Here is a 14,515-nt window from a genome sequence, read left to right as displayed (position 1 = left end):
TTCAGCTCAAACCACTTCAATCACCACAGAGATCAATTAGTCTTGCAACCCCGGACTTCCTCGTTATGAACGGCACGGCGGCAGGGGGCAGGTCATTGAGGCAGAGCTGCACGATCCGCACGGTGCAACGTTCACCATCTCCCTTGGAAGCGGGCCGCCGTCGATCGGTGCCAGCGCATCCTCGCATCGAATCTCCGACCCGTGCGGGCCTGTGCTGACACAGCCGGGCGCGTGGCCTTGACCCCGTGCACCCGTTGGTTGCCGTCTCGAATAAAGAAGGGCACGTCCCGCCCGGTTGCGACAGTGCGTGTTCGCTCGGGCCGTTGCAAGCACTCGATCTGGCAAAGGGTCCAGTGTGAAGGTTGGCGGGAGGCGTGCCGTGGTTGATCATCACTCGCTTGGCACGAAGATCCAAAGCAGCAAGTACGCCACCAGCCCCGCGCCGCCGCAGAACAACAGCGCGGCGAAGATGAGTCGCCATACCCAGACCTCCAGGGCGGTCGCCTGAGCCAGGCCACCGCACACGCCGGCAATCCAGCGCTCGCTCCGGCTACGGCGCAGCGCATTGACGGCCGACGCCCACGATTGTCCGGATGCCCGGCTCCCGGCACCCAACAAGTGCGACTTGGCGCGCGCGAACTCCTCGTCCGAAAGCACGCCGCGCCCGTGCAATTCAGCCAAACGGTCGATTTCTTCACTTAGGGACATGATCTCTCCGCCAAAATCTTCGACGCCTTCATGATGCCCCTCGCTCATATCGGCGGATTGCGCGCTGTCAACGCTGGCTCGCGACCCAGCGGGTCGGCGCCCATCGCATGAGCGCCAACCCGCGTGCCAACTCGTCAAAGAGTTCCGCAGGCTGGTAGCTGCGCAACCAGTCTTCGAGCAGCGCGATGTGCGAAGGCGTTCGTTCGAAACCCGCTAGCGGAACCTGGTGCGCGCACTGAGTGCCTTCGACGGGCAGTTCATCCACCCTCTGGGGCCGGTCGCGCCCTTGGGGGATGGCAGCACAATCATCGAAACACAGTGACTTGTGCTCACCATCCTCGAACTCGCGTTCTTCGAGGGGCGACAGCACGAGATCCATGTGGCTCGCGACCGCCTTTGCCCAAGCCCGCGTGGAGGCGGGTGCGAACAGGCAAGGTCGCGCGCCCATTTGATCAGTCCGGTCGGAGCATCGAGCTCGATCGGAACGAGTGGCTACTGGATCAGGATACGCGCCTCGCAATTCCGAATCCGTTTAAACGGGTGATCTTCGTCTTCGTGCAGTATGGAAGCGACGCGGGCGGCACCCGATCCACTCTGCGTCATCGTTGATCAGCATCAAAGCGCAAGCGCGTCGGGAGACGGAAGCTCCAAGCATGACGCAAGCCAATCTCCAGCAGTCGACGCCAACAGCAGTGGCTCGGGCGCCGCGCGCCGCGACTCGCGCAAGCCCTGGCAACTTGTACGAGGCGAAGGTGCTGTCGGTCCATCACTGGACCGATCGCCTATTCTCGTTCACCACCACGCGCGACGCGGGCTTTCGATTTCATAGCGGGCAGTTCACCATGATCGGGCTCGATGTCGACGGCCGGCCGCTGCTGCGCGCCTACAGCATGGCAAGCTCGCCCTATGTCGACACGCTCGAGTTCCTGAGCATCAAGGTGCCGGACGGCGCCCTCACCTCGCGGCTGCAGCATGTGCAGTGCGGCGACACGGTGCTGGTCGGACGCAAGCCCTCGGGCACCCTGCTGGTGGAAAACCTGCTGCCCGGTCGGGTGCTCTACCTCCTGGCCACCGGCACTGGCCTCGCGCCCTTCATGAGCATCGTGCGAGATCCAGAGGTCTACTCCCTGTTCGAGAAGATCGTGCTCGTGCACGGCTGCCGCCGGGTCGCGGAACTGGCGTACCGGCAACTCATTGACGAGGAGCTCCCGCGAGATCCATGGATCGGCGGGGCGGTCATCGACCGGCTCCTGTATTACCCCACCGTGACACGCGAGCCGTTCGTTCAGCAGGGCCGGATTCCGGGCCTTTTGGAGAGCGGCGAACTGAGCCGTCGCCTCGGCCTTGCGCCCATTGACCGCGGGGGGGACCGCTTCATGCTGTGCGGCAGCCCGGCGATGCTCGCCGACACCCGGGCAGTGCTCGAGAAGTTCGGATGTGCCGAAGGCAACATGAGCCGGCCAGGGCAGTACGTGATCGAACGTGCCTTCGTCGACAAGTAGGCACGCAGTGCATCCGAGGGGCTTCGCATGACGTGCTGGAGGGCCGCAACGATGCAATGCTCGCGACGTCGGCAGCGGCTGCCACAACATCAATATCCTCCTGGATGACGGCCGGCAACGGGCAGCGCCCGCGCAACACAGCAGCCCTCAATGTCCTCATAGCTGAGTCCATGTTCACACGCTGTTCATGGCCGGCTCCGATGGTCCATATGCGGGCGCGATTGCCCGCGGAGGGAAACACTTTGAATCTCGACAAAACGGGGCCTGCACCGCGGCCCGAGTTGCGCGCGCCCGAAGATTGGACGATGGAGGTCATCCGGGACGGAAGCCCGTACTACACGGCCGTGATCGCGCTCGCCGGAGCCACCATGTGCCGGCTTTCGATTGCCAAGAGCGTCGGTGACGATGCCTCGGCGCGAACGGTGCTCGCCGACAAAGGTCGTCGTTGGATACGCGACTTTCTTTCGCGTCACCCCGCGACGTCCAGTTGAATGTCAGCGGGTCTTGCGAGTATGCGGGAAGACACGCTTGTCTCGAAGGAAACGCCGTTGAGCGCGTCGAATTCCTGGGTTGCGCCGGGGTGCGCAATGGGCGCACACGCGAGCTGAATCGAACCACTACCATGCACGAAATTCCCGATAACAAGCCGCTGAAGGGCCAGCGGATCACGCTCGACGACGAGCAAGACGTATGTACTTGGACGAGATCGTTGGGCTGTTCGGAAAGAGAACTGCGCGAAGCGGTTGCCGCCGTTGGATCTTCGGCGGAAAAGGTACGAAGGCATTTGGCCAAACGCAGATGGGCGCGGGGTTTGGGCCAACTCCCGCGTCACGTCTAGGCGTTTGAGTCTGCGCTCATCATGCGTAGATCCGTGGCTGAGTGGCGCTCCGAACGCCGCTTAACCGTGCTGCTTCGACGAGGAAGAGTCTTCCGAGCGTCCACCGACCATTTCGGAAGCGTTGCCGCTCGCGGCGGGCGTTCCTGTCTGGCTGCCGGCGGGCTGCCTTCAATCGAGGGATTCTGGCTCGCGCGATTGCTGCGCCAAGCGTCGAACTCACTGGCAAACTTCCCGTATCGCTCGCGTCGAAACGCCTCGAAGTCGTCGTCGAAACGCTGAAGCTGCTCATTGCGCCACTGCTGCTAGTCCGGGTCTGAGTGACGGCCCTGTCCCATGCCGCGTCCCTGCATGCCACTGCCAACAACGCTGCCCCAGGTGCGTGGGCCGCTGGTTGTGCGCCACACCGCTCGTGAGCGGACCGCTGTGCCCGGCCTCAGCGTGCTTACCGCGTCGCGTTGCCTAGCTCAGCTAAGGTGAGCACGTGGCGGCGACGCCCCTTGCCCGGGGCCTCTCTGTAGCATTCAACATGGTGGACGGCTCCAGTGAGCAGCCGCAGGTGGCTGCGGCCTCGGTGGAGGATGGCATTGCCATCCTTTTGAGAAGGAGTGCATCATGGAATCGCACGACACCTCCGCCCATGGACCTTGGAACAAGGGAAAGCTGATTGGCCAGAAGGCACCGCTCAAGGCAAAAGAAGTCTGGGCCATTCGAACACACTTGGAGATACGCAAACGTATCCGGGATCTGGCACTTTTCAACCTCGGCTTCGACAGCAAGCTGCGGGGCTGTGACCTAGTCTCGCTGCGCGTGCGTGACGTCTGCCATGGCGACCGAGTGGCCAATCGCGTAACGGTCATGCAACGGAAGACTCACAGGCCGGTTCAGTTCGAGATCACCCAGACAACTCGCGACTCTTTGATAGCGTGGATTGGCTCCAAGCACCTACGTCCCGACGACTTTGTATTCCCAGTCGGATTGACGACTCTTCTCACCTTGGCACCCGGCAATACGCCAGGATCGTTCATGGCTGGGTAGAGGAAATCGGACTGGACACGACGGCGTATGGCACCCACTCGATGCGTCGCACCAAGGCGTCCATGATCTACAAGAAGACGAAGAACCTGCGAGCGGTGCAGATCTTGTTGGGTCACAACAAGCTTGAGAGCACGGTCAGGTACCTTGGCATCGAGGTCGACGACGCTTTGGATATTGCTGAACAGCTCGACGTGTAGGTCGTCGTGTCAGGCGCGGTCGGTTCGCAGCCGCTTCGCGGCGGACAGGAGTAGTAGGTGGTTCCTGTCAAACTGGCCGCACCCGATGCACAACGGCATTGGAGAGCTCAATCATCGAAACGGCTGGGTTGAGTTGAGCAGTCATCGGACGGGAGAGCGGCTTCCTGTCCGTCGTAGCCGCCTTTACTGCCCATCAAAGAAACTAGCCTTGCCGTACGTATTTCGTCGATGACCGACCGAGACGTACGCAAGCACTTCAGTTCCTTGGCCGATACCGGGCCATGACGCGCCTATCAATGCGGCTGCCGAAGGGCAGCCGTTTGCCCCTCTCTCGGCCCTTCAAGCGTTCTCTCCCGAGTCAACGCCAGCGGAGGATGGCCCGATACGGGAACTACCGATGAGCTCAGCAACTTCACCCGGACCTATATGCGCCTGATGTTCGACTGGTAGCCGGTACTCGCCATCTTTGCGTAAGGGCAGATCTTCTCAGTTTCCGAGATGAGCTCATCGGCTTCTTCGTCATTCATCGAAGGAAGTGCGACCTGGAGTTCAGCGGTGATTAGGAACAAGCCGTCCCCAGGATCACGGCCGAACGTTACAGTAGCCTTGATTTCCAGATCAGCAGGCAATCGGACTTTCCGCTTCAAGGCGACCAACGTCATTGCGCCGTGGAAGCAAGCCGCGTAGCCTGCGGCAAAGAGCTGTTCAGGGTTGGTCCCGCCTCCGTTGCCACCCAATTGCTTAGGCAGGCGCAACACGAGATCGAGTTCTCCATCGTCCGACCGTGCAACCCCCGAGGAGCGCGCATGGCGCGCCTCGCCGCCGCCGACGACGACGGTGGTCGAGTAAAGAGGCAGTATGGTGTCGCCCTGGTAGAGATCGAGCAGCGATACGGGAGGTGTGGTGAGCTTGGTCATGGACTTGCGTCAGGGAAGTTGATGCTTGTTGGTTGATGAAGAGGACTTCAGCAGGTCGAGCGCTACGTCGACGATCATGTCCTCCTGCCCACCCACCATCTTCCGGGCGCCCAGCTCGACGAGGATGTCGACGGTCTTGAGGCCGTACTTCTCGGCCGCGGCCTCCGCATGCCGCAGGAAGCTCGAATACACGCCGGCGTAGCCGAGCGCGAGCGTTTCACGGTCGACACGCACCGGCCGATCCTGGAGCGGGCGCACAAGATCGTCGGCCGCATCCATCAGCATGTAGAGATTGGTGCCGTGATTCCAACCCTGCCGCTCTGCCGCGGCGATGAACACCTCGAGCGGGGCATTGCCCGCTCCTGCGCCCATGCCGGTCAGGCTCGCGTCGATCCGGTCGCAGCCCTCTTCCACCGCCACCATGGAATTGGCAACGCCGAGGCTGAGGTTGTGATGCGCATGAATGCCGGTCTGCGTCTCTGGCTTCAGGACGTCCTTGAACGCACGGAATCGGTCGCGCACGTCGCTCATGCCCAGCGCACCGCCCGAATCGACGACATAGACGCAGGTCGCACCGTAGCTCTCCATGAGACGCGCCTGCTCCGCCAGCTTTTGCGGCGTGGTCATGTGGCTCATCATCAGGAAACCGACGGGGTCCATCCCAAGATGGCGCGCGTACTCCAGATGCTGGCGGGACACATCGGCTTCGGTGCAATGCATCGCGACGCGAACCACCCGGGCTCCCGCGTCGAATGCGTTGCGAAGATCATGCGTCGTTCCGATGCCCGGCAGCAGGAGCGTCGCGACCTTTGCCGTCCTGACGGTCTCGGCCACTGCCGAGATCCATTCGACGTCCGTGTGTGCGCCGAAGCCGTAGTTGAAGCTCGAACCCTCCAGACCATCGCCATGGGCGACCTCGATGCTGTCGACGCCCGCCGCGTCCAATGCGGCCGAGATGGCCTTGACATGCGCGATGCTGTATTGGTGGCGGATCGCATGACTGCCGTCGCGCAGCGTCACGTCGCTGATGTAGAGCTTCTTGCCGATGCCCTGCTCGTTGTTGCTCATGCCTTCTCCTTGAGGCCGCGGGCGGTGCCGTCGGCGATGCGTCTTTGGGCCATCATGTCGCCGCAGGCAAGCGCGGCGGAGGTCATGATGTCGAGGTTGCCGGCGTAGGACGGTAGGTAGTGCGCGGCCCCCTCCACCTCCAGGAAGACGGAGGTCTTGAGGCCATGGCGAGGCCCGAGCTTCGGCACGTTGAGCGGACAGTCCGCAGGGACGACGTCGAACTGCACTCGTTGCTTCAACCGGTAGCCGGGCACGTACGCCTGGACCTTGGCGACCATCCTCGCGATGCTCGCCTCGACTTCAGCCTGGTCCGCCAGCTCGGAGAGGACGAACACGGTGTCCCGCATGATCAGCGGCGGTTCCGCAGGATTCAGCACGATGATTGCCTTGCCGCGCTCGGCCCCGCCCAGCTTCTCGATGGCCGCCTTCGTGGTCTCGGTGAACTCGTCGATGTTGGCACGCGTCCCCGGTCCGGCGCTCTTGCTCGAGATCGATGCGACGATCTCGGCATAGTGGACCTTCGCGACCTGCGACACGGCCGCGACCATCGGGATGGTGGCCTGCCCGCCGCAGGTCACCATGTTGATGTTGCTCGCGTTCTCTGCATCCAGATTGATCGCGGGAATGACGTACGGTCCGATCGCCGCCGGCGTCAGGTCGATCACCTGGACACCATGGGCCGCCAGCGCGTCGTTGTGGCGTTGGTGTGCGTTTGCGGAGGTCGCATCGAACACGATGTCGATGTCATCGAAGACGTCGAGCTTCAGCAGACCATCCAGCCCGTCGGACGTTGTGGCGATGCCCAGGCGCGCTGCACGCGCGAGGCCATCGGACGCGGCATCCACGCCGACCATCGCACCCATCTCCAGGTGCTTGCTGTTGCGCATGACCTTGATCATCAGGTCGGTGCCGATGTTACCGGGACCAATGATCGCGGCCTTCAGTTTCTGAGTCACAAAGATTCCTTCGGTTTAGGGGTGGGTCGGAGCGCTAGGGAGCAGCTACTCCCCGACATGAAAGCCGGCCACGCCCAGTCGCTCCACCTCGATGGAGACATACTGGCCAGGCTCGATCCACTCGGCGGGCGTTGCACCTCCTGCCATGACGATCCAGCCCGCCCGGAGCGGCTCGCCGGCGGCGGCGGACAGGCGCGCTGCGGCGACGAGCGAGCGCAGCGGATGCCCAAGGATGGCCGCGGTCGATCCGACCTGCACCGTGCGACCGTCGATGTTCATCGTCAGCCCCAGGTTGCTGAAGTCCTGGCGCGGATCGTTCCAGGCCCCGACGATAAATCCACTGGAAGATGCGTTGTCGGCGATCACGTCCGTCAGGCTGAACTTGAAGTCGCGATAGCGTGAATCGATGATCTCCAGCGCCGGGGCCACCGCCTCGACAGCGGCCAAGGCTTCCGCGGCCGTGACATCGCCGGCGAGTTCCTTCTTCAACACAAAGGCGATCTCCGGCTCGACCCTCGGATGGATGAAGCGGGAGCGCTTCACCATCGAACCTTCTTCAACCTGCATGCCGCTCGACAGGCGGCCCCAGATGACATCGTCGATGCCCATCTGGATCATCTTCGCGCGGCTGGTGAAGCCCATCTTGACACCGACGCGTCGCTCGCCGCGTTGCACGCGACGCTCGATCGACGCGGCCTGGATTGCATAGGCATCGGCGACCGACAGCCGGCCATCAGGATCTATCTGGAACACCGACCCGGCGGCACGTGCCGCGTCGTCCAGCAGTTCCGCCACGTTCTGGATGCGGCTCATGCTTGCTCCTTGGTGTTGCTTGCCGCTTCGAAGACGGCCTTGATCCCGCCGAGCCCGTGGATGCGTGTCTCGAAGACATCGCCAGGCAGTACCGGAACCATGGGCCCCAGCGCGCCGGACAGCACCAGGTCCCCGGCGCGCAGCGGTTCGCCAAGCGCCGCCATGGTCCGTGCAAGCCAGACCACGGCGTTGATCGGGTTGCCAAGGCAGGCTGCACCAGCGCCCACGGAGACAGGTTCGCCACGACGGGTCATCACCATGCCACACAGCCGCAGGTCGAAATCCGATAGACGCCGGGGCGTGCTGCCGAGCACGTAGGCGCTCGACGAAGCGTTGTCCGCGACGGTGTCGACGAACTTGATGCTCCAGTTGGCAATGCGGCTGCCCACGATTTCCAGCGCGGGCAATGCATGGTCGATCGCACGCATCACATCGACCTGGGACGGCGAGGGCATGTCCAGGTCACGGCCGAGCACGAAAGCGACTTCCGCCTCGATCTTCGGCTGCTGCAGCGCGAGCAACGGCACGGGCTCCCCGTCGCCGTAGCCCATGTCGTCGAACAGGACGCCGAAATCCGGCTGGTTCACGCCCAACTGGGTTTGCACGGCGCGCGCGGTCAATCCGATCTTGCGGCCGACGATGCGCCGCCCGCTGGCGACACGATGCTCGGTGTTGATGCGCTGAATCTCGTAGGCGGACTTCGCGTCCAGCGTCGGATAGGTCTCGCGCAACGGCGGTAGATATTGCCCGGACGCGGCGGCATCGCGCAGCGAACGGGCGGCTGTGGCTAGTTGGTCAGTCGTCACTTGTGGTCTCTCTGGGATGGCGGCATTCACGCTTCCACGTACGCATCGGACAGCGAGAAGAACTCTTCTGCGTTGCCGGCGAGCATGCGGGAACGATCTGCTTCGGAAAGGAAGTCGGCCTCTTCGATCAGCGTTCCGATACGGGCCTCGCCCAGCGGGAACGGGTAGTCGGAGCCGAGCAGGATGCGGTTCGTACCGTGCACTTCCGTCAGCAAGCGCAAGGAGCGCTGCTCGAAGACCGCGCTGTCGACATGGAAGCGGTCGACGTAGGAAGACGGCAGGTTCGGGCAGTTCTCCCGAACGATGTCGCGGTGCTTCCACGCGTTGTCGACCCTGCCGAGCAGGAACGCGAATGCACCGCCGCCATGGGCAAAGCAGATCTTCAAGGACTTCGGAATGCGCTCAAACGCACCCGACAGGATCAGCGAGAGCATGCCCAGTTGCGTCTCGGCCGGCATCGCGACCAGCCAGGGCAGCATCCACTTCTTCATGCGGCCTTCGCCCATCATGTCCCACGGATGGACCAGGACAGCGATGCCTTCCTGCGCGCAGTGCGTGAGGAACGCCACCAGCCGTTCGTCGTCCATGTCCCGATGGCCCAGGTGGTTCCCGATCTGGACGCCGACGTGTCCGGCGCGCGTGGCGCGTGTCGCCTCGATGCACGCTAGGTCGAGGTCCTGCAGGGGCACCTGCGCGAGCACCTTGAGCCGCGAGGGGTCGGCGCTGGCGAACGTCAGCGCATGGTCGTTCATCCGCGCGCACCAGTCGGCAGCCACATTGGGTTCGGCGCTGTAGCCGAACATGATGGGCGTTGCGCAACTGATCTGGATCTCGACGCCTTGCCGGTCCAGGTCTTCGAGACGTGCGTGTGCGTCCCACAGCACGCGATCGACCGGCCGGAACGGCTCGCTGCCCCGCATGATCTGGCCGTGATCGCCGCCAGCGTCGATATGCAACCAGGGACCCGATTGGGCACTCAGCAAGTTCGCTTCCTCCCGCGTGAGCCGCGGAAAGTGATGCGCATGCATGTCAATCTTCTTGCGTGTTTTCATACATGCCTGCGACTAGCCGAGCGCGTGGTGGCTGGTGAGCGTGTGATGCCACGCGGCGGCATCACGCCCAGGGTGGACCTCGCCGCAGTTCGGGCAGGTGCGATCCGCCTCCGATGACGCGTAGAAGCGCTCGTACGTCGGAGGCAGGTCCGCGACGATGCTCCTGAGCTGGACCGTGTACCGCTGGACCAGATGGCCGCAGCAGGCGCAGTTCCATTGAAAGGCGTCGATGTCGTTCTGGGGACGTTGACGTTCGACCACCAGGCACACGCTCCCGACCTCGGGCCGCTGCGGCGAGTGCAGCACATGCGGCGCCATCAGGAACATGTCGCCCTCCTTCAGGTCGACCCGGTCGTACTTCCCCCGGTCGAGGATTAGCAGATACGCGTTGCCCTTGAACTGATAGAAGAACTCCTCCATCGGATCGTCATGGAAGTCGCTTCGCTTGTTCGGCCCGCCGACGACGGTGACCAGGAAATCGCTGTCCTTCCAGATCTGCTGGTTGCCGACCGGCGGTTTCAGCAGGTGCGCGTTGTCGTCGATCCAGCGCTGGAAGTTGAGAGGGTGTCCGTACTTGTACATGGTTGACCTCGTGTGGAAGTTGCTCAGACCTTCGCGTCGGTGCCCACCGGCTTCCAGGCGACGACCTTGATCTCGATCAGCAGATGCGGATGCGGCAGCTGGTGCACGGCCACGGTCGTCCGTGCCGGCCCGCTCTCGTCGAAGAACTCGCCGTAGACCTCGTTGTAGCCACCGAAGTCGTTCATGTTCACCAGGTAGGCGCACGCCTCGACCACGTCCGACAAGGACGCGCCGGCCGCTCGCAACACATCCTCGATGTTCGTGATGACCGCGCGGGTCTGCGCGCGGATGTCGAGCGACGTGGTCCCCAACGCATCGACCGCGACGCCTTCGAAGCTGTTGTCCGGCCGGCGCGAACTGGTCCCGGAAACGAAGATGAAATCGCCCGCGCGGCGAAAGTGCGGAAAGCGGCCGCGAGGCTTGGCTTTTCCTTCGACGACCTGGCTCTGGATGGCACTCATGATGGGGTCCTAGAGTTGGATGCTGATGTTGCTGATCTCGGAATAGAAATCGAGCGAGTGCCGCCCGCCCTCGCGGCCGAGGCCCGAAAGCTTGGCACCGCCGAAAGGCGTGCGAAGGTCGCGTGTGAACCACGTGTTGACCCACGCGATGCCCACGTGGAGCCGCCGCGACACGTTGTGTGCGCGCTTCAGGCTCGTGGTCCAGACGCTCGCGGCCAATCCGTACTTGCTGTCGTTGACGCGGCGGACCACCTCTTCCTCCGTGTCGAAGGGCGAGATGTGGCACACCGGCCCGAAGACTTCCTCGACATTGCAGCGCGCGCTGTCCGGGAGCCCGGTCCAGATGGTCGGAAGCACGTAGGCACCGTTGTCCCGCGCATCACCGAACGAGGGCACGCCGCCGCCGGTGACCACCGTGGCACCTTCCTGCACGGCGAGCTCGAAGTACGACAGCACCTTCTGCCGATGGCCATGCGAGATCAGCGAGCCCATGCCGACGCCGGGTTCGTCCGGATACCCGATCACGAGCGACTCCACCTTCTGCTTGAGGGCAGCCACGAACCGACCGAAGATCGGCCGTTCGACGAAGACGCGCTCGGAGCACAGGCAGACCTGCCCCGAGTTCGTGAAGCTCGACTTCAACACACCGTTGACGGCCGCCTCGAAGTCGGCGTCCGCGAAGACGACCGCCGCGTTCTTTCCGCCAAGCTCGAACGACACTTCGCGCACGCCTTCGGCCGCCACCTTCATGATGGCTTCGCCGGTGCGCGATTCGCCGGTGAACGTGATGGCGTCCACCAAGGGATGCCGTGTGAGGAATTCGCCCGCCGAATCTGGCCCGAAGCCATGCAGCAGATTGAAGACGCCCTTGGGCACGCCCGCTTCGTGCATCACCTCTGCCAGCAAGGTCGCGGAGGACGGCGTCTCCTCCGAAGGCTTGACGACCACGCAGTTGCCGCATGCCAGGGCCGGCGCCACCTTCCATGTCAGCAGCAGCAGCGGCAGGTTCCACGGCGAGATGATGCCGATGACGCCGTGCGGCTTGCGTACGGTGTAGTTCAGCAGCTCGCCTTCCTGGGTTCGCATCTCGAAGGTCTCGCCGCCGGCGACCTTCATGAGGTCGGCGAAGGTACGGAAGTTGGCCACGCCGCGGTAGACATCCAGGCTTCGCGCCTGCTCGACCAGGCGGCCGGTATCCGCGACCTCGGCAGCGATGAAGTCGTCGAAGCGGCGCTCGATGCCGTCGGCGACGCGCTGCAGGATTGCGGCGCGCTCCGCGGGCGAGAAAGCGCCCCACGGGCCATCGAGTGCCGCGCGTGCCGCGCGCACCGCCTGGTCGACGAGCGCCGAATCGGCTTCGCTGACGTCCGCGATCACCTCGCCATTGACGGGCGATCTGTTCGAGAACCATTTGTCCGTGGCGACGAACTCGCCGTTCACATAGTTCAACGTCGGGCTGAGCGAGGCAGGTAGGGTCAGAGTCTGTTGCATGGTGAAGTTCTCTTGGTGACCGCTCTCTGGCTGGAGTGGATCGCGGTTGGAAGAAACTTTAGTCACGCAGACCGGCTCTGGATAATCAATCTCTCGCGATCGTCTATAACCGTCCTTCATACCGGATCCGCATCGCTTCATCGCCCCGCGCGCCTTGCCATGAGCGTTTGGAATATCCACGGCCCGAACATTCATTACCACCGGCACGGATGGCCTCTTATGCTTCCGCCGAACTGTCATGAAGCAGAGGCCCAGGATGAATCCACACGAACTTAGCGCCACCAGCCACGGGACGTCCGCATTGCCGACGGGCCCTCACAAGGCCGCCATGCTGCAGGCGGCGTACGAGTTCCTCGCCTTCGTCGGCGACCAGCCGCTGGGCCCCGAACTCGAATCGCGCATCAACGACCACTACGGTCCACACACCGAGCGATTCGCCACGCTGCTGAAGCTCCTGCGTCACGGCATTGACGAAGGCTGGGCCTGCTACAGCGAGATCACCGGCCCCGACTATCGTCGCGGCCGCATTGCGGAAGCCTCTCCACTGACACACGGCTTCACCGTGGAGAGCGGCAAGCTCCGGAACGTGCTGGGCAACTACCACCGGCACCCTCGCGGCGAGATCAACATGATCGGCCCCGTCGACGCCACGGGCCAGTTCTGCGGGCATGGCGCGGGCTGGAGGGTCTTCCCACCCCACAGCCGCCACTACCCGACCGTCACCGGCGGCACGGTCACGCTGCTCTTCTTCCTGCCAGGCGGCGAGATCGAATACACGGACCCGCCTGCCCCCTAGGCACTGCGCCTCCGCCCGGTCCTGACCGGGCGCATCCATCAGCACCCTTTTTCACACGCGCTGCGGATCGGCTCCGCAGGTCTCCACTCGTCCATCAGGAACACACCATGAAGCTCGCACCGCTCGCCCTTCCCGCCCTGCTTGCTCTTTCCTTCAGCGCACAGGCTGCCGACAAGATCAAGATCGGCTTTGTCAGCACGCTCTCCGGGCCCTTGTCCGGGCTCGGCATCGAGATACGGGACGGCTTTCGCCTCGCACTCAAGGAGACCGACGGGAAGATCGGCGGCCTGCCCGTGGAAGTCGTCGAAGGCGACGACCAGGCAAGCCCCGACGTCGGCAAGCAGATCGTCGATCGCATGCTCAAGCGCGACAAGGTGGACTTCATGACGGGAGTCGTCTACTCCAACGTCATGCTCGCGGTGGGCGCACCGACCTTCGCGGCCAAGACCTTCTACGTCAGTGCAGCCGCGGGCCCCGCGTCCCTCGCAGGCGCACAGTGCAACCCGTACTTCTTCGGCCTCTCGTGGCAGAACGACGGCCAGGCCGAAGCCATGGGCACGTACATGACGGAGAAGGGGTTCAAGAACGTCTTCATCCTCGCGCCCAACTACGCCGGCGGTCGCGAGAACCTCGCCGGCTTCAAGCGCTACTTCAAGGGCAAGATCGCGCAGGAGTCGTACGTCAAGCTCGGCGAACTGGATTTCGCTTCCGAGCTGTCGCAGATCCGCGCAGCCAAGCCGGATGCGGTCTTCTTCTTCCTCCCCGGCTCGATGGGAACGAACTTCCTCAAGCAGTTCAACGCATCGGGCCTGGGCAAGGACCTGCCCTACTTCGTGCCCGGCTATTCCGCCGACGAGGACACGATCCAGGCCGTCGGCGATCCGATGGTCGGCCTCTACAACTCTTCCCATTGGGCCTGGGACCTCGACAACGCCGCCAACAGGAAGTTCGTGGCGGCCTTCCGGGCCCAGTACAAGCGCACGCCCTCGATGTACGCGTTCCAGGGCTATGACGTCGCGCGGCTCATCGATCGCGCGGTCGGCGACGTCAAGGGGAACGTCGAAGACAAGAAGGCACTGCACGCGGCGCTTGCGGCGGCTCGCTTCGACTCGGCGCGAGGAAGCTTCAAGTTCAACTCGAACCAGTTCCCGATCAACAGCTTCTACCTGCGCCAGATCCAGAAGGATGCCAACGGTGTCGTCACCAACAAGACCGTCTCGCGAATCATCGATTCGCACACCGACAGCTACGCCGGCGAATGCAAGATGAAGCCGCTCTGACCGGCAGCGGGAA

Annotated in this window: 16 protein-coding genes and 1 pseudogene; 6 read left to right on the top strand and 11 right to left on the bottom strand. The window is 63.6% G+C overall.

Going from position 1 to position 14,515, the window contains the following annotated elements:
* Nucleotides 1-390: 390 nt before the first annotated feature.
* Together FHW64_RS34120 and FHW64_RS34115 are read right to left on the bottom strand one after the other, a co-directional pair.
* Complete coding sequence (locus tag FHW64_RS34120) at nt 391-756, bottom strand: PspC domain-containing protein (protein ID WP_311733436.1); 366 nt, start codon at nt 754-756, stop codon at nt 391-393.
* Nucleotides 757-775: 19 nt separating this feature from the next.
* A complete protein-coding gene (locus tag FHW64_RS34115; RefSeq protein WP_260306562.1) occupies nt 776-1,156 on the bottom strand; it encodes a hypothetical protein in 381 nt (126 codons plus the stop codon).
* Nucleotides 1,157-1,361: 205 nt separating this feature from the next.
* Here FHW64_RS34115 and FHW64_RS34110 point away from each other — a divergent pair, with 205 nt between their 5' ends.
* From FHW64_RS34110 to FHW64_RS34095, 4 genes and pseudogenes are all read left to right on the top strand, one after another.
* A complete protein-coding gene (locus tag FHW64_RS34110; RefSeq protein ID WP_184533931.1) occupies nt 1,362-2,210 on the top strand; it encodes a ferredoxin--NADP reductase in 849 nt (282 codons plus the stop codon).
* 242 nt (nt 2,211-2,452) lie between these two features.
* Entirely contained in the window at nt 2,453-2,701 is a 249-nt protein-coding gene (locus FHW64_RS34105) for a hypothetical protein (protein ID WP_184533929.1), read from the top strand.
* A gap of 131 nt (nt 2,702-2,832) precedes the next feature.
* Nucleotides 2,833-3,048 (top strand): DUF3606 domain-containing protein, encoded by a 216-nt coding sequence (locus FHW64_RS34100; protein ID WP_184533927.1) that lies wholly within the window; start codon nt 2,833-2,835, stop codon nt 3,046-3,048.
* Nucleotides 3,049-3,660: 612 nt separating this feature from the next.
* A pseudogene (locus FHW64_RS34095) lies at nt 3,661-4,280 on the top strand (tyrosine-type recombinase/integrase).
* 422 nt (nt 4,281-4,702) lie between these two features.
* Here the strand turns inward: FHW64_RS34095 and FHW64_RS34090 are convergent.
* Genes FHW64_RS34090 through FHW64_RS34050 form a run of 9 tightly spaced genes read right to left on the bottom strand, consistent with a single transcriptional unit; the run spans nt 4,703 to nt 12,426 of the window.
* Nucleotides 4,703-5,197 carry an Ohr family peroxiredoxin gene (locus FHW64_RS34090; protein WP_184533925.1) on the bottom strand — a complete coding sequence of 165 codons (495 nt, stop codon included), beginning with the start codon at nt 5,195-5,197 and terminating at the stop codon, nt 4,703-4,705.
* Nucleotides 5,198-5,206: 9 nt separating this feature from the next.
* Nucleotides 5,207-6,265: a 4-hydroxy-2-oxovalerate aldolase gene (gene dmpG, locus FHW64_RS34085; protein ID WP_184533923.1), complete on the bottom strand. Its 1,059-nt coding sequence runs from the start codon at nt 6,263-6,265 to the stop codon at nt 5,207-5,209.
* On the bottom strand, nt 6,262-7,221 hold the full coding sequence (locus FHW64_RS34080; RefSeq protein ID WP_184533921.1) for an acetaldehyde dehydrogenase (acetylating): 960 nt from the start codon (nt 7,219-7,221) through the stop codon (nt 6,262-6,264). Before FHW64_RS34080 ends, dmpG begins: the two co-directional genes overlap by 4 nt.
* A gap of 45 nt (nt 7,222-7,266) precedes the next feature.
* The gene (locus tag FHW64_RS34075) at nt 7,267-8,034 is read right to left on the bottom strand and encodes a 2-keto-4-pentenoate hydratase (RefSeq protein ID WP_184533919.1); all 768 of its coding nucleotides are present in this window, start codon (nt 8,032-8,034) and stop codon (nt 7,267-7,269) included.
* Nucleotides 8,031-8,840, bottom strand: coding sequence for a 2-keto-4-pentenoate hydratase (gene mhpD, locus FHW64_RS34070; RefSeq protein WP_184533911.1), 810 nt, complete (start codon nt 8,838-8,840; stop codon nt 8,031-8,033). The genes FHW64_RS34075 and mhpD overlap by 4 nt, the downstream gene beginning before the upstream one ends.
* 26 nt (nt 8,841-8,866) lie before the next feature.
* The gene (locus FHW64_RS34065; protein WP_184533909.1) at nt 8,867-9,868 is read right to left on the bottom strand and encodes an amidohydrolase family protein; all 1,002 of its coding nucleotides are present in this window, start codon (nt 9,866-9,868) and stop codon (nt 8,867-8,869) included.
* Nucleotides 9,869-9,904: 36 nt separating this feature from the next.
* Nucleotides 9,905-10,474, bottom strand: a complete 570-nt coding sequence (locus FHW64_RS34060; RefSeq protein ID WP_184533907.1) for a 3-hydroxyanthranilate 3,4-dioxygenase — start codon at nt 10,472-10,474, stop codon at nt 9,905-9,907.
* 23 nt (nt 10,475-10,497) lie between these two features.
* The gene (locus FHW64_RS34055) at nt 10,498-10,935 is read right to left on the bottom strand and encodes a RidA family protein (RefSeq protein ID WP_184533905.1); all 438 of its coding nucleotides are present in this window, start codon (nt 10,933-10,935) and stop codon (nt 10,498-10,500) included.
* 9 nt (nt 10,936-10,944) lie between these two features.
* Nucleotides 10,945-12,426 (bottom strand): 2-hydroxymuconic semialdehyde dehydrogenase, encoded by a 1,482-nt coding sequence (locus FHW64_RS34050; protein ID WP_184533903.1) that lies wholly within the window; start codon nt 12,424-12,426, stop codon nt 10,945-10,947.
* Between the two features lie 256 nt (nt 12,427-12,682).
* Between FHW64_RS34050 and FHW64_RS34045 the strand changes: the two genes are divergently transcribed.
* Together FHW64_RS34045 and FHW64_RS34040 are read left to right on the top strand one after the other, a co-directional pair.
* The gene (locus FHW64_RS34045; RefSeq protein ID WP_184533901.1) at nt 12,683-13,222 is read left to right on the top strand and encodes a DUF4863 family protein; all 540 of its coding nucleotides are present in this window, start codon (nt 12,683-12,685) and stop codon (nt 13,220-13,222) included.
* 107 nt (nt 13,223-13,329) lie between these two features.
* Complete coding sequence (locus tag FHW64_RS34040) at nt 13,330-14,502, top strand: ABC transporter substrate-binding protein (RefSeq protein ID WP_184533898.1); 1,173 nt, start codon at nt 13,330-13,332, stop codon at nt 14,500-14,502.
* Nucleotides 14,503-14,515: the final 13 nt, after the last annotated feature.

The organism is Variovorax sp. Sphag1AA (assembly GCF_014192575.1).
Classification (GTDB): domain Bacteria; phylum Pseudomonadota; class Gammaproteobacteria; order Burkholderiales; family Burkholderiaceae_C; genus Variovorax.
This window is presented reverse-complemented; position numbering and strand designations above follow the sequence as displayed.